This is a genomic window from Chitinophaga sp. OAE865, assembly GCF_040546735.1.
GTDB classification, from domain to species: domain Bacteria; phylum Bacteroidota; class Bacteroidia; order Chitinophagales; family Chitinophagaceae; genus Chitinophaga; species Chitinophaga polysaccharea_A.
In genome coordinates this window covers 2,084,985-2,103,751 of sequence record NZ_JBEPOF010000001.1, presented here as the reverse complement: position 1 = coordinate 2,103,751, position 18,767 = coordinate 2,084,985, and the positions used below count along the sequence as shown (strand labels likewise).

General features: G+C 47.4%; 15 protein-coding genes. 5 read left to right on the top strand and 10 right to left on the bottom strand.

All coding sequences use genetic code 11. From position 1 onward, the window contains the following. The first annotated feature begins 257 nt into the window (after positions 1-257). Positions 258-656, top strand: coding sequence for a hypothetical protein (locus tag ABIE50_RS08760; protein WP_209864493.1), 399 nt, complete (start codon positions 258-260; stop codon positions 654-656). A 142-nt stretch (positions 657-798) separates the two neighbouring features. Here the strand turns inward: ABIE50_RS08760 and ABIE50_RS08755 are convergent, their stop codons facing one another. Both ABIE50_RS08755 and ABIE50_RS08750 read right to left on the bottom strand, forming a co-directional pair. Continuing rightward, positions 799-1,014 carry a hypothetical protein gene (locus tag ABIE50_RS08755; protein ID WP_209864496.1) on the bottom strand — a complete coding sequence of 72 codons (216 nt, stop codon included), beginning with the start codon at positions 1,012-1,014 and terminating at the stop codon, positions 799-801. Positions 1,015-1,153: 139 nt separating this feature from the next. Beyond that, complete coding sequence (locus tag ABIE50_RS08750) at positions 1,154-1,471, bottom strand: transposase (RefSeq protein WP_354027934.1); 318 nt, start codon at positions 1,469-1,471, stop codon at positions 1,154-1,156. Positions 1,472-1,612: 141 nt separating this feature from the next. Between ABIE50_RS08750 and ABIE50_RS08745 the strand changes: the two genes are divergently transcribed. Next, on the top strand, positions 1,613-1,882 hold the full coding sequence (locus ABIE50_RS08745; protein WP_209864503.1) for a hypothetical protein: 270 nt from the start codon (positions 1,613-1,615) through the stop codon (positions 1,880-1,882). A 93-nt stretch (positions 1,883-1,975) separates the two neighbouring features. Here the strand turns inward: ABIE50_RS08745 and ABIE50_RS08740 are convergent, their stop codons facing one another. Next, a complete protein-coding gene (locus ABIE50_RS08740) occupies positions 1,976-3,604 on the bottom strand; it encodes a vitamin K epoxide reductase family protein (protein ID WP_209864506.1) in 1,629 nt (542 codons plus the stop codon). A gap of 355 nt (positions 3,605-3,959) precedes the next feature. Here ABIE50_RS08740 and ABIE50_RS08735 point away from each other — a divergent pair, with 355 nt between their 5' ends. Continuing rightward, a complete protein-coding gene (locus ABIE50_RS08735) occupies positions 3,960-6,146 on the top strand; it encodes a peptidase domain-containing ABC transporter (protein WP_209864509.1) in 2,187 nt (728 codons plus the stop codon). A 16-nt stretch (positions 6,147-6,162) separates the two neighbouring features. Further along, positions 6,163-7,509 carry an HlyD family secretion protein gene (locus ABIE50_RS08730; RefSeq protein ID WP_209864512.1) on the top strand — a complete coding sequence of 449 codons (1,347 nt, stop codon included), beginning with the start codon at positions 6,163-6,165 and terminating at the stop codon, positions 7,507-7,509. 234 nt (positions 7,510-7,743) lie between these two features. On the opposite strand, the gene ABIE50_RS08725 is transcribed toward ABIE50_RS08730, so the two are convergent. Genes ABIE50_RS08725 through ABIE50_RS08700 form a run of 6 tightly spaced genes read right to left on the bottom strand, consistent with a single transcriptional unit; the run spans position 7,744 to position 17,332 of the window. Next, complete coding sequence (locus tag ABIE50_RS08725; RefSeq protein WP_209864515.1) at positions 7,744-9,321, bottom strand: RagB/SusD family nutrient uptake outer membrane protein; 1,578 nt, start codon at positions 9,319-9,321, stop codon at positions 7,744-7,746. 20 nt (positions 9,322-9,341) lie between these two features. Then, entirely contained in the window at positions 9,342-12,410 is a 3,069-nt protein-coding gene (locus tag ABIE50_RS08720; RefSeq protein WP_209864518.1) for a SusC/RagA family TonB-linked outer membrane protein, read from the bottom strand. A 43-nt stretch (positions 12,411-12,453) separates the two neighbouring features. Further along, positions 12,454-13,392: a glycerophosphodiester phosphodiesterase family protein gene (locus ABIE50_RS08715; protein WP_209864521.1), complete on the bottom strand. Its 939-nt coding sequence runs from the start codon at positions 13,390-13,392 to the stop codon at positions 12,454-12,456. 49 nt (positions 13,393-13,441) lie between these two features. Beyond that, on the bottom strand, positions 13,442-14,170 hold the full coding sequence (locus ABIE50_RS08710) for an MIP/aquaporin family protein (RefSeq protein ID WP_209864524.1): 729 nt from the start codon (positions 14,168-14,170) through the stop codon (positions 13,442-13,444). An 11-nt stretch (positions 14,171-14,181) separates the two neighbouring features. Further along, a complete protein-coding gene (gene glpK / locus ABIE50_RS08705; RefSeq protein WP_209864527.1) occupies positions 14,182-15,675 on the bottom strand; it encodes a glycerol kinase GlpK in 1,494 nt (497 codons plus the stop codon). Between the two features lie 52 nt (positions 15,676-15,727). Beyond that, positions 15,728-17,332: a glycerol-3-phosphate dehydrogenase/oxidase gene (locus ABIE50_RS08700; RefSeq protein WP_209864530.1), complete on the bottom strand. Its 1,605-nt coding sequence runs from the start codon at positions 17,330-17,332 to the stop codon at positions 15,728-15,730. 368 nt (positions 17,333-17,700) lie between these two features. Here ABIE50_RS08700 and ABIE50_RS08695 point away from each other — a divergent pair, with 368 nt between their 5' ends. Continuing rightward, on the top strand, positions 17,701-18,471 hold the full coding sequence (locus tag ABIE50_RS08695) for a DeoR/GlpR family DNA-binding transcription regulator (RefSeq protein ID WP_354027932.1): 771 nt from the start codon (positions 17,701-17,703) through the stop codon (positions 18,469-18,471). A gap of 32 nt (positions 18,472-18,503) precedes the next feature. Here ABIE50_RS08695 and ABIE50_RS08690 read toward each other — a convergent pair whose 3' ends face one another. Beyond that, positions 18,504-18,767 (bottom strand): UBP-type zinc finger domain-containing protein, encoded by a 264-nt coding sequence (locus ABIE50_RS08690; RefSeq protein WP_209864533.1) that lies wholly within the window; start codon positions 18,765-18,767, stop codon positions 18,504-18,506.

The window sequence follows — 18,767 nt, the reverse complement described above, 5'->3', positions numbered from 1 at the left end:
GTTTTGCTTTATATTCCCGGAAAGTTCAATAAAATGGCATCCGGCAATCACTTTGGCCCGGCATATTACAGACGGCCGCATTGAAGATAATATGCTTACGGGCAAAATAAAACAGCTGCCATACAGAAGCCCGTTTCTGGCTGACCCAAAAGTAAAAAAGGGCTTTTTGGTCAGCCTCAATTTTTTTCGACTGGCTTTATAGTTTTTTTGGGCATAAATAACTGTAGAGCAATTCAAAAGAAGTAAACAGTGTTTTTGTGGTCAATTTTGACTTTCAGGCAGCTGTATGGATGTTTTTGAGATGGATTTACAGCGATGCAAATGCAATGAAGTCGCTGACAAAAGATGAGATAATGGACGACATCATGCTGTATTGGCTTACGAATACCGCCGTTTCCGGTACACAGTTGTACCGGGAAAATAACAACAACAACTTTAACGCAGCAGAACAGAAAACAGCTGATATTAAAGTGCCCGTTGCCATTACCGTATTTCCCGGAGAAATTTATCAGGCGCTTAAAACATGGGCGGAGCGGGCCTATCCGAAACTGGTTTATTTCAATGAAGTAAATAAAGGAGGCCACTTTGCATCGTGGGAAGAGCCGGAATTGTATGCCGCAGAGCTGCGGACGGCGTTTAAATCGCTTCGTCCATAAACAGACCGGTTAAAAAAGGGGCTGACCCAAAAGTCAACCCCTCTCTAGGGCAGGCGATGGAAACAAAACAGCTTGTACGCCGTTCCTAGCGCCTTCATTTCACTTTTTAGTCAGCCCCATGATTTAATTAAAATCAAGGTCACTACAAGCCGCAGGTAAAGTTTCCTGCGCCGCAACGGGCTATGACTCTAGCTTTAAACTGGAGGATGGTTTCATTCGCGCCCTGCGTCAATTTAGGGGGGCGTGGCCCTGCGTTCTGACATAAGCAAGCATAGCCACCAATGGTGTTCTTCAACTGTTGTCTGGTGAGGATCTCATTTGCACCAAACTGCATTGCTTTTAATTGTAGTTTTTTCATGTTTTTACTTTGATGATTAACAGAATGAGACTTTATCCGTCAGGGATAAAGAATATTCCTTGCTGTTGTTACTCGAGTTTAAACAGTAAGAAAATATTTCAGATCGCTTACACTGTATATTTCAGGCAATTGATATCCATTAATAAAAAATACGGGAGTGAATGAGATCTCCATTTGGCTGCACCATTGTTCCATTGCTTTTGCGTAAATAGCTCCTCAATTGTCGTTTTAAGCACCCACTACGAAAATTATTGATCGTCCGAAAACCAGGACGGTTGTGGCCTGCCAACCACCCGAAGGCAACATCTTGCCGTAATGCCCCGGCAGTACGACGACCGGTGTAAATTTTAACTGAATATGCATTTAGTAATATCTTAATCATCATACGGGGATGATAGGCACTGGTACCTCCGCTCCGAAACCGGTTTATTTTAATGAAGTAAATAAAGGAGGCCACTTTGCATCGTGGGAAGAGCCGGAATTGTATGCCGCAGAGTTGCGGGCGGCGTTTAAATCGATTCGTCCATAAACAGACCGGTTAAAAAAGGGGCTGACAAAAAAAGGCACCCTCTCGGGTAGGCGATGGAGACAAAACAGCGTGCACGCCATTCTCAGCACCTACATTTCACTTTTTAGTCAGCCCCATGATTTAATTTATTCTGCACCTGTAGGCCAACTCGAGGCTCGTTACCTTGTCGGGGCAACGGGCGTTGATCTTGTCTATGAGTTTCGCGTGGTTATCAGCGGTAAAAGTAATCCACTGCCGTTCGTCACGACATCGGCAAGTAGCTTGCGCAGTGCCACCAATGGTGTTCTTCAATTGCTGTCTGGTGAGGATCTCATTTGCACCAAACTGCATTGCTTTTAACTGTAGGTTTTTCATGTTTGTACTTTGATAATTAACAAAATGAGACTTTATCCATCAGGGATAAAGAATATTCCTTGCTGTTGTTACTCGAGTTTAAACAGTAAGGAAATATTTCAGATCGCTTACACTGTATATTTCAGGCAATTGATATCCATTAATAAAAAATACGGGAGTGAATGAGATCTCCATTTGGCTGCACCATTGTTCCATTGCTTTTATCTTATCGTCCTGCATGTTTAACTCGCCGTTCATGGGGTATTTGGTTGCAAAGCTGGTATATTCCTTTTCCGGGGCCAGGTACCAGTCGTCGAGTGCCTGTTTGAGCAAACTCTCATCTTCTTTACCGGCAATAGCCAGCAAGTGCTTAACCGGAGGTGCTTTGATATCTTCTGGCTGGCTGCTGGCAGCGAATATAATCTTCACCTGAACATCCGGGTTATTGCTAAGCAATTCATCGATCACCACGTGGCTTTGTGCGCAAGGAGCACAATAGGGATTACATACCTTGACGATCTGGTAGGGCGCCGCGGGGTTGCCGAGATTGATGCCCAGTCCTTCCGTGCCTGAAGTGATCATTTTCTGCTTACTCAGTACTCCATCAAAAAATTGGGGGTTGTGTTTCAACCTTTGAAGGGCAATGTAATGGCGCTTACCAATGGCGGCCGACCGGTAGGCAGGCACCAGTAAACTGGCCACGACAAATGGCAGCAGAAAGCATAAGATAACCTGCACCAGGTCTATATCGCCGAATGGCGTACTGTACCAACCGGTTGTACAGGCAGTGGCAAACTGTAACAGCAGGATGGCCTGCACGGCAAGGCATAATACACACCATTGTCTGGCGATGCGCCATTGATAATAGATGGAAAAAACTGTATAAGGCAATGCCATCACGTTCATCCAGGCAACAATCGACAGGCCCGCAGGATGCAGGCCCGACATCAGCAGTAAGAGAAGGCCACCTCCAAAATAACTGAACGAGATTGTACTCCAGCTAATGCCCGCGATCTTCGATGCGGAGGACTGAAGCACTGCATGGCAGTTGGCGCCACTACCTGCATGGCAGATCTGTTGTAATACAGGATGATCCTGATCCCACTCATACCAAAGCAACAAAGTGGAGACAACAGCACCGGCGAGTAGTAGTAATAAGAACAGGCAAGGTAGTATAGCACCAGCACCTCCTTCACTAACAGTTGCCGCTACGGTAAACAAGGTGACAGCAGGCACGCTGAAGATCAGCAGGTATCGTTTGATTCGCTCCTCGTTTTTTTCCCTTACTTTTCTCTGATAGTCTTTCTCACCTGCTCCTGACGTGGCTTCGGCCATTAGCAGGATGCCCTGGCAACGATCAAAAAAGTCTTGCAGTTGTTGTGTTACCCAACATTTTTTCTCCGGCTCAAAAAAATGGATGCTATCCGCTGTTATTGTTTTAACGACGGTAAAAAACTGATCCTTGCCTGTACTACTTCTGATCTGTGTAATAAAGGGCCCAGGTACCTGGATGAATTTTTCCGGCTCAAAGCGTGCCGTAATATTTTCTACTCCGAACCGACTGAGCACATCGCTGATACAGGCAAGGCTGGTGTGATCAGGATGCTCTTCCATTTCTTTGAAGAGCGTATCCTGCGATACCTGCACATGGAGCAGCTGCAGCAGGAGCTTTGCAGCTTCCGGTCCACTTCTTTCGGGTAATAACGGCTTGTTGAAAAAGGAAATCAAAGGATTCAGTTATGAGTTATCAAACAAAACAATACAATATTCACGGATTAAAAAGGTTTAACAAAGCACAAACAGAGAACGCAAATAACAATCAATCATTGTGTATATTGCTCACTGACAGATTAAAAAAGAGGTGATCAGGGTGATCATCACATCGACAAATCGTTCCAGAATTATTCACTGTTGTTGAAACGGGTATCCATGAACCTAAATCGAAACTAGGAGAAAAAAACTTTCCGGCAAAATTTTTTTTCAGCAAGAAATTTCTCCTAATATTATATCACTTTTAGAACAATGAAATTTTCGATGGCTATCAATATGCCCCTTTTAACCCAAAAAAATATTCATCTTCACTATGTCGTTTATCTTTTACAAACAGTTGAATACAATGGATTGTGGGCCTACCTGTTTAAGAATGATCGCTAAGCATTACGGGAAGCATTATAATGCCGATACCATCAGGGAACTGGCAGGTTTCAGCAAGACCGGTGTTTCTTTGCTGGGCATCAGTGACGTAGCAGAGAAGATCGGTTTCCGTACCAGGGGCGTACAGATTAGTTACAGTAAATTGCAAAGCGCGCCATTGCCGGCTATATTGCATTGGGATCAGAACCATTTCCTGATACTGATTGAAGTGGATCAAAAAGGCGCGAAAGTAGCCGATCCTGCAAAAGGGATACTTACATACACAAAAAAAGAATTAGAACGTCACTGGGTTTCCAACAATCTGGAAGGCAATGAAGATATCGGTACTGTGCTGCTGTTGGAACCTACTCCTTCATTTTATGCAGCTACGGGAGAAGAGGAACAGAAGCTCACCTGGAGCAGGGTTACGCAATATCTCCGGCAAAGCAGGTGGCAGCTCTCCCAAATCTTTATTGCGTTGCTGATCGGCTCCCTGTTGCAGCTGGTATTACCTTTCCTTACCCAGAGCATGGTAGATACGGGTATCAATACCAGGAATATGCAATACATTTCTATGGTGTTGATCGCACAGCTGATGCTCACGTTTAGCAGCACCGTGGTGGGATTTATCCGCAGCCGTTTACAGCTCCGGATCTCCAATAGCATCAATATCTCCATATTATCTGATTTCTGGATCAAGCTCACCCGGCTACCGCTGGCTTACTTTGATACCCGGCATACCGGTGATGTGCTGCAACGGATCGGCGACAACAGGCAGATACAGGAATTCTTTACAGGGGAAGCCATCACTACTGCCTTCTCTGTGCTCAACTTCCTTATCTACTCAGTGATACTGATCATCTATAGTATTCCGCTATTCCTGGTATTCACCCTTGGCAACCTGTTGTATTTTGCGTGGATCAGGTTATTCCTGCGCATCAGGCGTAAGATCAACTACGAAATCTTTCATGTAGCGGCCAAAGAAAATAATGCGACGCTGGAATTGATTCAGGGCATGCAGGAAATACGGCTGAACAATGCGGAGCGGAGAAAGCGCTGGGAATGGGAAAGTATTCAGGCCAGTGTATTCAAACTCAACTTCAAAAGCCTGAACTATGGGCAATGGCAGTCTACAGGGGCTTTGTTCATCAACCAGGGAAAAGATATTGTGATCAGTTTTATGGTGGCGCAGTTGGTAGTACAAGGGCAGCTCACCTTTGGCGCTATGCTGGCCGTTCAATATATCATTGGTCAGTTAAGCGCTCCGGTGCAACAGTTTATCGGCTTATCGCAAAGTATCCAGGATGCAAAAATCAGTATGGAGCGCCTCAACGAGATCCATCAAATGGAAGATGAGGAACCTGCAGGCAAAATGATGATGAACTATCTGCCGGAAAATACCGGTATTCATCTAAAAGAATTGTCTTTCACTTATCCCGGCGCCGGTAATGACCCCGTGCTGGAAAATATTTCATTCAACGTACCGGAAGGCAAAGTCACGGCCATTGTGGGGGTAAGCGGCAGTGGTAAAACTACCCTCCTGAAACTGCTATTGAAAGTGTACCAGGGTTATGAAGGAGAGATCAGGATTGGGCAAACCGGCTTCGAACATTTCAGTCCCTCATTCTGGCGACGACAATGTGGTGCTGTGCTGCAGGATGGCTATATTTTTAATGATTCCATTGCACGTAACATAGCCGTAGGGGATGAATATATAGACCACGAAAAGCTGGTCCATAGTTGCAGGATGGCCAATATATTATCTTTTATAGAAACGCTCCCCAACGGTTTTAACGCCTTGCTGGGATCAGAAGGGGTAGGGCTGAGCCAGGGCCAGCGACAGCGTTTACTGATCGCCCGCGCGGTTTATAAAGACCCGCAATTTCTGTTGTTTGATGAAGCTACCAACAGCCTGGATGCCAATAACGAAAAAGTGATTGTGGAAAATCTTCAGCGATTCTTCAAAGGAAAAACAGTGATCATCGTTGCTCACCGGCTCAGCACCGTCAGGCATGCTGACAACATCATCGTGCTGCATAAAGGGAAAGTCGCAGAGGAAGGGACACATGACCGTCTGACCGCCATCAGGGGACAATATTATGAACTGGTAAGAAATCAATTGGAACTCGGTTCCTGATCACATAAAAATGTTTATGGAAGAACTACCAATGGAAGTGACTGTTACCGCCGAACAGGCGAATCAGGAGGCAAGAATAATCAGCAGCGTTAACAGGCGCTCTGAAATTGCAGAAGAGATCATCTCGCACAAGGCAGGATTTATAGAGCGGTGGGCTCTGCTCATCTTCCTGGGAATATTGGTGTTCCTGCTTGCCCTCAGCTGGTTCATCAGGTATCCCGACTTCATTGAAACCCGTGCGTCCCTCACTGCCGCCAATGCTCCTAAAGAGATCGTTCCGCGACAGGAAGGGCGACTGGTAAAATTATTTGTCCGGAACAATGAAAAAGTAAAAAGGGGAGATGTCATTGGATGGATAGAAAGTACCGCCGATCATCATGAAGTAATGGAACTCTCCAGCCGGGTGGATAGCAGCGTTGCTTTTCTGGAGTCGGGTGAAGTGCCCAGGGTGTCCGGCCTTTTTAACAGGCCCTATAATAATTTGGGAGAGATACAGGAACGATACCAGTCATTTATTACAGTGTGGCAACAGTTCAATGATTACCTGGTAAATGGTTTCTACCCACGGAAAGTCAATATGCTCCGGGATGATATCCGGGCACTGGAAGTCACCAGTGAAAAAATGCAACGTCAGAAATTACTGATAGAGCAGGATGTTAAGCTTGCGGAAGAAACGTTTGATATGAACCGGGCCCTGTCGGATGAAAAAGTGTTGTCGAAAGAAGAGTTCAGGGTAGAAAGAAGCAAATATCTCAGTAAGCAAATGCAGTTACCGCAACTGGAAGTATCATTAATTGGGAATGAAACTCAAAAGCGCGATAAACTGAAAGAGATCTACCAGTTGAATCATGATATCGCACAACAACGTATCATATTCCAGCAGGCATTGCAATCACTTAAAAGTGTGATCGACGATTGGAAAAAAAGATATGTGTTGCAATCACCTGTTGATGGCAATATCTTTTTTATCATTCCATTACAGGAAAACCAATTCCTGCAGCCCGGCAAATTAATCGGATATATTAATCCTGATGATTCCCGTTTTTACGCGGAAACCTATTTACCGCAAAATAATTTTGGGAAGGCAAGTATAGGATTAAAGGTGCAACTGCGCTTTGACGCTTACCCCTACCAGGAAGCAGGATTTGTGGATGGCACCATCAACTATATCTCTCATGTGGCCTCCGACAGTGGTTTCCTGGCAACTGTACAGCTAGACCACGGCCTTGTGACCAATACCGGCCGCCCCATTTCTTACAAGAGTGGCCTCACAGCCCAGGCCATTGTTATCACCCGGGATCTGCGCCTTTTACAACGGTTATGGTTTAATTTAAACAAGTCTGTTACCGTGGGGAACAAATAATGTGTTAATTGCCACGGAAAAACAGTTCATTACCGGTTACAGCGTTCATCAAAAAACCAATGACGGCGCCTGTTTTAAAGAACATCCGGAACAACAGCAGGAGCATGGTTCCACATCCCGGAAAACTTCATTGCAGACAGTATTTCTGGCACTCAGGAAAATTATCACCTGAAAAAGAAGGCTGACCAAAAAAGCGTTCTTTTACTTTTTGGTCAGCCCTACTATACCTGACAATTAGTAACCCGGGTTCTGTTCCAGGTTAGGGTTCAGATCTCTTTCACCTACCGGTATCGGCCACCAATAGTCGCGTAGTTTATCAAACGTACGGGTTTCTATCTTTTTACCGGCATAATTTTCAATAGGCCCGTTCATTACTGTTTCAGCAGTTTTCCAACGGCGGATATCATTGTAATACAATCCCTCCCCTGCAAACTCCACGCGTCTCTCATGACGGATCTCTGCACGCAGCGCGTCTTTAGATAAGGTATTGGAAATATGCGGCATTTTCACCCTGTCGCGGATAGCGTCGAGCGCGGCAAAGATGGTGGCATCCGGGCCGCTTACTTCGTTCTGCGCTTCTGCATACATCATCAGGACATCGGCATATCTCAGCACAATAAAGTTAATATCAGACTGACCGTCTTTCAGATCCGACTTATCTTTTGGCGGTGCAATGCTGTCGTAAAGGCTATATTTCTTCATACCATAACCGGTAATAGCAAAGCGGGTAGCAGGGATAATGGCGCCACGGTACATATCGCCGGGATAAGTGAAGGTACCGTATAAACGGGGATCACGGCGCAGGTAAGGGCTATCTGCCTTATACCCGGAAGCCGGATCGGTGATGGGCAACCCATTGTTCATGTAATAGGTTTTGGCCAGGTCCAGCAGCGGTGCGTTGGTATTGTATTGCGTACAGATCAGGTCGAACGAACTACCTTGTTGCGGGAAAATATACTGCACATCAAAAATAACTTCCTTGTTATTTTCGTTGGGTTGCAGGAACAACCCACGGTAATTTGCAAACAGCCCGTAGCCGGTACCTCCCAGGTCCATTACCGCCTTGGCTGCATCAGCTGCGGCTTTCCATTTGGCCACATCGTTGGAAGGGTTTAGCAGGGGGCTGGCTTCGTACAGCAACACTCTTGCTTTCAGTGCCATTGCAGCGCCCTTTGTAGCGCGACCGAGATCCGCCCCGGTGAATTTCACCGGCAGCCGCGAAGCAGCCATATCGAGGTCTTTCAACACATTGGCTACCACTTCTGCACGTGGTGTACGTGGAAGTTTGGCCTGTGCGTTTCTATCAGGTGGATCCAGGATCAACGGCACTGCGCCATAATAATTCTCCAATATAAAGTAATAAAGCCCACGCAGGAAATAAGCCTCTCCTTTCATCGTCTTCCGGGTATCCTCATCAAGCGCTGTCACTTCATCTACCTTCTTCAGAAATGTATTACAACGCCCAATGCCGCTGTAGCAATCAGAATAACGGGAGGTAACGATACCGCCTGTGCTGGACATCTGGGTACCACGTGCAATGGAGTTAAAGCTCATTGCATCCGTTTGGTTATAAGCATTCGGAGAAATGGTTTCTTCCCAGAGGGCAGTGGCATTGTTGGATGTTTTACCACCAAATATGCCCTGGTTGCGCAGTACGGAGTAACAGCCTACCAGGCCGGCGTTGGCTGCTTCCGGCGTTTGCCAGAAAGTTGATTCCGGGTAACGGTCGTGCGGGGAGGTGTTCAGCAGGTCCTTGTTGCAACCTGCAGCCAGGAGACCGGTGCAGGAAAGTAAGAGATATATCTTTTTCATACTATTCATGATTTGGATGTTTAGAAGGTAACGTTAATACCACCGTTAAAGGTTTTCAACATGGGATAAGTATACAACGTTGTTTGATCCAGTATGGATTCCGGATCGAAATCCTTATAACGGGAGAAAGTGAGCAGGTTTTCCGCATTAATAAACACACTTACTTTCTGGATCTTTGCTTTCGACAACCATTGCTGTGGCAGCGCATACCCCAGCTGTATATTCTTCATTCTCAGGTAGGAGTTATCCCTTAACCAGAAAGTAGAGCGCTGGAAATTGTCGATGCTGCCGGTGCTGGTGGTTATGATAGGCAGGCGTGCGTTTGGCTTCTCCGGGGTCCAGGCATCCCTTGTCCATTCCCAGGTGGCATTGGCGCCATTATTGAACGGATATGCCAGGTTAGCGGTAGGCAATACTTTTATGCCGCCTATACCCTGGAAGGAAGCGCTGAGGGTGATCCCATTATAACCCACGTTAAATCCGAAACCATAAGTATATTTCGGCACGGAAGAAGAGCTGTTCACAACTACACGGTCATCGCCATTGATGATCCCGTCGTTATTAACATCCCTGAATTTAATGTAGCCTGGTTTTGTATTGGCAGATTGCTTTGCGCTGGCATTCACTTCTGCCTGGCTCTGGAAAATACCCTCTGCCTGTAATACATAAAAAGACTCAATAGGAGATCCGGCCTGCGTGATGGTACCTGAACCATAAATAATTTCACCATGCAGATCCACCACTTCGTTTTTATTATAGGCAACGCTTCCATAAACATTCAGATCTACTTCACCGATATGATCCCGGTACTGGGCGGTTACTTCAAAACCGGTGTTATCTACCACGCCCACATTCTGTTTTGCGCCGGCCAGGTTTCCTACCTGTGATGGCATGCCCACTTCGCGCAGGATACCATCAGTACGTTTTTTGTAGGCATCAACGGTAAGGCCTATACGATTATTCCAGAAGTTAAGATCAACGCCAACATTGTATGCAGTGGTGATTTCCCATTTAAGTGTGGAATCCGCATCAGCCGTTTTGGCCGCACCGGAATTCAGTACGCCGCCAAAACTGTAGTCTTCACCAAGGTTTACTGTTGGCTCTGTGGTGTACAATGCGATGGCCTGGTTGCCTAATTTGCCGACGGAAGCCCGCAGCTTCAGTACGTTTATGAAATCAGAGTGAAAAAAGGATTCTTTATCAATGCGCCAGCCGGCAGATACAGAAGGGAAAAATGCCCAACGGCTATGTCTTCCAAGGCGACTGGAGCCATCATAACGGAAAGTAGCCTCCAGCAGGTATTTCCCATCATAGTCGTAATTGAAACGGCCAAAATAAGATTCCAGTACATCGCGGGTAAGATTGCCCGATGTTGCATTCCAGATAGTACCAGCACTTAACGCATCCAGCCGGCCATCCAGGTAACCATACATACTGGCTGCCCAGGAGTCGGAATCGAAGTTATCGTAACTGGCGCCCACCATGGCGGAAACATTATGTTTCTCTTTGAACTGGTGCTTCCAGTCGAGCGTATTATAGAAGTGGATGTTCATATCGTTATAATCCGTTTTGGCCGACCGTGGCGCGGTGGCCGGGCTATTCCAGTTAATGGCATCGCCGTTTTTCGGATTAAAGGTCTGCATACGTGGCGTGAAGCCGCTCAGCAAGCCATCGTATTTATCCACACCGAACTTAATATTATAGTTGATATCGAAGGGCAGTTTATATTCTGCAAAAACGGTGGTCAGGAAACGTTGGATCTGTTTTGTCTGCAACCCGTTGTATGCCAGCATGCGGGGGTTCTCCCAGTTGTTACGGCCGGCGGTTCTGAGCCAGGAGTTGCCATAACGGCCGTCCCGCAGCGTATCTGTAAGGATAGGCAATGTACGGGCCAGGTAGGTCCAGGTATCAGTGTAAAACGGTGTGGTGTAGGTTCTGTAATAGCCGTCCATAGTAATACCGGCGCGCAGGCGTTTGGTTACATCCATGGAAGCATTCAGTCCTACAGAATATTTCTTCTCATGGTTACCGGGCCCGAAAAGAATGCCGTTCCTGTCGAGATAACCAAGAGATAAGCGGTAATTATACTTTTCGCCGCTGCCGGAAATGCTCAGGTCATGTTTTTGAATTACACCATTCTTCAGCGCAATATCATACCAGTTGTTGGCCGGGTAAGTGAAAGGATCTGTCGCCATTCCTTTTTGATATTCCTCGATATCAGATTCTTTGTATTCGATTGCTTTGCCTTCGTTAATGAGGGCCTGGTTCTTCAGTTTCATGTAAACAATGGGATCACTGATCACATCCGGCAGGTAAGTAGCTTTCTGCTGGCCGTAATAATAGCTGTAGTTTACGCGGGAACTGCCTCTTCCTTTTTTTGTGGTAACAAGGATAACGCCGTTGGAGCCACGGGAGCCATAAATGGCAGCAGCAGCATCTTTCAGTACCGTAACGGTTTCAATATCATTTGGATTGAGCTCGTCCATAGAATATTCAATACCATCTACCAGCACCAGCGGATCGTTGGCCCTGGGATCCGTACTGCCAAAAGTATTCACTCCCCTGATACGGATGGTGCTGCGATCTACACCAGGCTGGCTGTTGCTCAGGTTGGCGAATACGCCGGGCACACCATGCAGGGCGTTACTCACGTTGGTAAGCGGCTGCCCTTCCTTGTCTACCATATTTACCGTGGTGATGGCGCCGGTGAGAGTGGCTTTCTTCTGTGTACCATAACCTACCACCACAACATCGTTTAGTTTCTGGATATCTTCCTGCAGCACTACCTGAACAGTGGAAGATTTTACTTTTACTTCTTTTGGCAGGTAACCAATAAAGGTAAATTTCAGTGTAGCTTCTTTGGGTGCATTCAATTTAAAAGCGCCGTTTACATCAGTAGCGGCGCCGCGGCTGGTACCTGCTACCTGTACATTCACCCCTATCAGTGGCGTACCATTGGCGGCAGTTACCTTACCGGTAACGGGAATATCCTGTGCCTGCAGGGACAGGCTGCCAATGCCTGTGATCCCGATACACAGCAACAGAAAAATCGCCGGTTTTAACTGGCGGAGTCGTGAAAACCATTTCATAAGTGCGTGTTTTTTTTAAGTGTTTTGGTAGATAAAATAATGGTCAGAGCCCTGCTTCGCGTAACCTGTTTGGGTAGTCGGTAATAATACCATCAACGCCCAGTCCTTTTAATTTCTTCATTTCATTAACATCGTCCACTGTCCATGGAACAATCTGAATATGTTTAGCGTGGCATTTGCTTACCAGCTCGGGTGTTACCAGTTTGTAGTTAGGATTGTAGAAAAACGGTGTAAAGCCCAGTTGTTCAATATGCTGGTCGAACCCGTTCTTTTTATCATCTGTCAGAAATCCGAGTGCCATACCGGGGTAGCGGCGGTGCAGCACCTGTAGAGGGCGCATGTCGAACGATTGCACCAGCAGGCGTTTTCCCAATGGCTGCAATTGTTTTACCGCCATCAGTTTATCCATGTATTCTTCCGGCGCGGGTTGTTCTTTACCGTCTGTTTTTTCAGAAGATTTTATCTCCAGCAGGTAATAAGGCGCCGGCAGATGATGCGCTTTCGTATAGGCCTCCACGGAGTCTATCAGTTCAGACAGCAACGGCGCATAAGAGCGCATGCGTTGTTGTTCCGGATAGGCCGGATATGGTTTTTCGCCGATAATAAACGGGCGGATATCCGCGTAGTTCATCTGGTAAAAAATATAATCCTTACGCTTTTCCGCCGGGATATCTTTCCCGTCGGGCGTGGTGGTGTAAGACGGCGTAAAAGATGCATCGTGGTATACCATTACCTGTCCGTCTTTCGTGATGTGCACGTCAAACTCGATGGTGTTGGCGCCTTCTTCCAGTCCGCGGTACATAGCCGGAATGGTGTTTTCAGGCATCAGTCCCCTGGTGCCGCGGTGCCCTACTTTATAAAATGAAGGATAATCTTTTTTGGCAGCAGCCGTTGTCCTGGATGTTTTACAGGCATTGAAGCTGCACATGGCTGCTACTGCCATTGCACAACTGATCAGGCTGATATTGAGCTTTTTTTTCATTGCAGGTGGTTCTAACGTGTTATTAATTGCGTGTATGGGTAAGCGTTATTTACTTCAGTAACAGGTATAAGGAAGCTGCGAGCACAGCGCCGGCGACTGGTCCCAAAACGGGCACCCATGAGTAGTTCCAGTCGCTGTGGCCTTTTCCTTTTATGGGCAGCAGCGCATACATGATACGCGGGCCCAGATCCCTGGCCGGGTTGATGGCGTAACCGGTAGTACCGCCCAGGGATAACCCTATAGACCATACCAGGAAAGCTACGGGTAGTGCGCCGAGAGAACCCAGCCCTACCGGCGTTTTTTCCGGTCCCAATTCTGCCCCGGTAAAATAGAAAATGGTGAAAAGCAGCACAAAGGTGCCGGTAGCTTCGCAGATAAAGTTGCGCCAGATATTTCGTATAGCCGGCTCCGTGCAAAATACAGCGCGCTGCAATCCCACGTCGGGCGTATTGTTCAGATGGTCTTTGTAATTAAGCCATACCAGCGTGGTACCGAGCATAGCGCCCAGCATCTGCATGGCAATGAACAAAGGCACATCTGCCCAGTTGAATTTACCGGCAGTGGCCAGTGCGATGGTGACAGCAGGATTGAGGTGTGCGCCGCTGTATGGGCCCGCAAACACAACTCCTACAAATACGGCCAGCGCCCACCCGGTGGTGATCACGATCCAGCCGCTGTTGTTGCCTTTTGTATTGTGCAGTACTACATTGGCTACCACGCCGTTGCCCAGCAGGAGCAGCAGGGCGGTACCTATTAATTCAGCTAAATAAGGATACATAGTTTATGATTTTATTGATGAGCCCATGCTTTTGTAGCGTTTACTGCGCGGTTCCATCCATTGATCCATTGCTGCCTTTGTTCCTGTTCCAGTTTTGGAGAGAAGCACTTTTCCATGTTCCACTGGCTGGCAATTTCTTCCAGGTTCTGCCAGTAACCGGTGGCCAGTCCGGCGAGATAAGCGGCGCCGAGAGCGGTTGTTTCCGTGATACCCGGACGAACTACTTTTGTTTGCAGGATATCAGCCTGGAACTGCATGAGCAGGTTGTTGCCGGTGGCACCTCCATCTACCCTTAATTCCCTGATACTGATACCGGCATCTGCTTCCATGGCATTCAGTACTTCCATGGTCTGATACGCGATGCTTTCCAATGCCGCACGTGCAATATGGGCTGCGTTGGTACCGCGTGTCATGCCCACCAGTGTGCCGCGTGCGTGCTGGTCCCAGTGCGGGGCGCCAAGACCGGCAAATGCAGGCACCAGGTATACGCCATCATTCTGCGTCACGCTGGCTGCCAGTGCTTCCACTTCAGAAGAGGCCCTGATAATACCAAGCCCGTCGCGGAGCCATTGCACAATAGCTCCTGCAATGAAGATGCTGCCTTCCAGCGCATATTGTACCTGCCCGTTTACTTTCCATGCCACGGTGGTAAGGAGATTATTCTTGCTGATGATCGGTGTTTCCCCAATGTTCATGAGCATAAAACAACCGGTGCCGTAGGTGTTTTTTACCATGCCGGTTGCAGTGCACATTTGCCCGAAGAGGGCGGCATGCTGATCTCCGGCGATGCCTGCAATAGGGATCTGCACGGCAAAGATGCCGGGGGCGGTTTCGCCGCATACTTCGCTCGACTGCTTTACTTCCGGCAGCATGGATGCGGGGATACCAAGCATCTCCAGCAGTTCGTTATCCCATGCCTGGGTATGGATATTAAACAGCATGGTGCGGGAGGCATTAGTGATATCGGTGGCATGTACGGCGCCATGAGTGAGGTTCCAGATCAGCCAGGCGTCTACCGTTCCGAAGGCCAGCCCGCCTTCGTTGGCGCGTTCCCGTGCCCCGGGCACATTATCAAGGATCCATTTGATTTTTGTTCCGGAGAAGTAAGCATCTATTACCAATCCTGTTTTTTCGCGCACCATGGTTTCCCTGCCGGCTGCTTTCAGTTCATCGCAAAAACCAGCTGTGCGCCTGTCCTGCCAAACAATGGCGTTATACACCGGCTTACCGGTTTCCCGGTCCCAGACCAGGGTTGTTTCCCGCTGGTTGGTAATACCAATGGCTGCGATGTTGCCTCCTTCCAGGCCTACCTTGGCCATAGCTTCGGTAGCTACCCCGATCTGGCTGCTCCATATTTCAGAAGGATCGTGCTCCACCCATCCCGGTTGTGGAAACAGTTGTGTGAATTCTTTCTGCGCCGTGGAAATAACTGCGCCTGCTTTGTCGAAAATAATGGCCCGCGAGCTGGTTGTGCCCTGATCCATTGCCATAATGTATCTGATCATGTCTTTCTTTTTCTACGTGGATGTTTACGTGGATGCTTTTTTTTCGTTTAGTCTATACCGTAACCTTCAGTTGTTTATAGGTAGTTCCGTTCTTCAGGAGATAATGTTGCGCTACCTGCAGAAAATCCTTTACCTGTTTTTGTTGCCATTCCATGTCTTTGTTCATCTCAACAGCCATAATTGCGGCTACAGCAGGCGCGAGGTCAATAGCAGCCTGCGCGTCCAGGAAGAGTGCGCGTAAACGGCGGGCCAGTACGTCTTCCACTGTTTGGGCCATTTCATTTCTCACTGCCCAGATCACCTGTGCCTTGATGTATGGCAAGCGTGGGTGCAGCTGTTCTTTCATGTCAGGGTTCAGGGAAATGTAAGCCTGTATCCTGGCGGCATCACTGCCATATATATCCAGTGGCGCAGCTGCAGAAGGTTGTTGCTGGTAGCCGTGGATGTGCAGTGATTTTGTTTTACAGCCCACCGGTACCAGCCCTCCGGTTTTAATGGCCTGGTCTACGGTATCTTCCGCCATCCTGCGGAAGGTGGTCCATTTACCGCCGGTGATGGTGATGAGCCCTGATGGCGCCACCAGGATCTTATGGCTGCGGGAGATTTCCTTTGTGCTGCCAGTTTCTTTCTGTGGGGCAGCCAGCGGGCGTAACCCTGCAAACACGCTGAGCACATCCTCGCGTGCAGGCGGGCGGTCAAGATATTTACCGGCGGTATTTAAGATGAAGCTGATCTCTTCTTCCAGTGCGATGGGCTCCATACTGTGCTCATCGAGCGGTGTATCGGTAGTGCCCAGTAACACTTTATTATTCCAGGGCACTGCAAATAATACGCGGCCATCGTCCGTTTTCGGGATCATGATAGCGCTTTTGCTGTTGAGGAAAGAAGGGTCCAGCACCAGGTGTACGCCCTGGCTGGGTTTCACCATATTTGGCGCAGCCGGGTTGTCGAGTTGCAGTACTTCATCTACAAATACGCCGGTAGCATTGATCACTGTTCTGGCCTGCAGCGTAAACGTTTCTGCCGTTTCCAGGTCCTGTGCGCGTACGCCGCTTATTTTGCCTGCATTGTTTTTAAGAAGACCATTTACCTTGAAATAGTTGAGCAGTACGGCCCCGTTTTCAGCGGCAGTTTGTGCAATGTCTACTGCGAGGCGTGCATCATCAAACTGGCCATCGTGATAAACAATACCTCCTTTCAGTCCTTCCCTGCGGATGGTGGGAAGCCGGTTAATAACTTCTTTCCGGCTGATATGCCTGGAACGCCCAAGGCTCAGTTTTCCTGACAGGAGGTCGTAGATCTTCAGGCCGATAGTATAAAAGGGGCCCTGCCACCAGTTATACTGAGGGATGATGAATTGCTGGTTATGAGCCAGGTGCGGGGCATTATTAAGCAGCAGTCCTCTTTCGTACAGGGCTTCCCGTACCAGGGCAATGTCGCCCTGCGCCAGGTATCTTACCCCGCCGTGCACCAGTTTGGTACTGCGACTGGAAGTACCTTTGGCGAAGTCGGCCTGCTCAAGCAACAACGTGCGGTAATTCCTGGTAGCGGCATCCATGGCTATACCAAGACCCGTAGCTCCGCCGCCTATAATGATAAGATCCCATGGTTGTTCACCTGCTTCCCTTAATTGCCTGATTGATTCAATTCTTTTCATTTTATTGCCACATGACTTTTAATTAGTTTCATTTAATTTCTCTGCAATAGTAATAAAAACAAAAAGAAATAATTTGAAACCAAAGTATAAAATAAAATGAAAAAGCAGAAAAAGTTATTGATGAACGGAAAAGAAATAAAAAGAAAAATATAACTATCTCGTTTACAATTATAATACATATATTTATTATATATGTATAACTTCTTTTTATTTCATTTAAAGTTTCTACGGATAGAAATGAAGGATATTACCCGATTAATATGTAACCATATTTAACTAATTGAAACAAAATTCGTGGATATTTGTAATCAGGATTTTTTTCAGATGATCCCGTGTCAACACATTTTAATACGTTACTTTTATCTGATATGTCTATGATCAATATTGCAGAACGTCATAAGTTTATTCTCGGCAAGCTGCACGAGAAGGGATATGTTAATGTACTGGAACTTTGTAAGGAGCTGGATGTATCGGGAGTGACTATACGAAAAGACCTGAAGCTGCTGGAAGATAAGTCGCTTTTGTTCCGCTCACACGGAGGCGCTACGGTGCACAATCCATATACGATGGATAAACCGGTGAATGAAAAGGAGAATATACGCCGGGAGGAAAAACAACTGATCGGGCACGCAGCCGCTGCGCTGATAGTGCCGAACGATGCCATCATTATTGCTTCCGGTACATCTGTACAGGCGCTGGCAAAAAATATACAGCCCAAAGGACACCTTACCGTTATCACGGGGGCGCTGAACGTGGCATTGGAACTGCTGCGCCGGCCCGACATCGAGGTGATCCAGCTTGGCGGGCATCTGCGCAACAGCTCTACATCTGTTACAGGGTCTTATGCAGAAAAGATACTGGAAGATTTTTCCTGCAGTAAACTGTTCCTCGGTGTAGATGGTATAGACCTGGAATTTGGTCTTACCACCACTAATATCATGGAAGCGCACCTGAACCAGAAAATGATGGCCACTGCCCAGAAAACCATTGTACTGGCCGATTCCAGCAAATTTGGCAAAAGAGGTTTCGGGCGCATTTGCTCCCTGGAAGAAATAGACGAGGTGATTACCGATAGCGGTATTTCAGAACATATTGTCAAGAAAATGGAAGATATGGGCGTGAAGGTAACGGTGGTGTAGAGGAAGACCATTGCCTTCCCCTTCTGTATTTTTTAATACTCCGCAAAAGCCCCGTCCTTATAACACCACAGCCACCGTTCCCCCGGTTCTGCTGAAGCGACCACCGGATGATCCGTTTCATGAAAATGCTGCGTCATATGCTTTGAAGGCGAATCGTCGCAGCAAAGGGTAACACCGCAGGTCTGACAGGTACGCAGGTGCAGCCATTTGCCATGATGCTTTACACATTCTTCGCAAACATGATCGCTGCTTACTTTTACTTCCGCAATTGCTTCAAGGTGTGAACATAAAGCCAT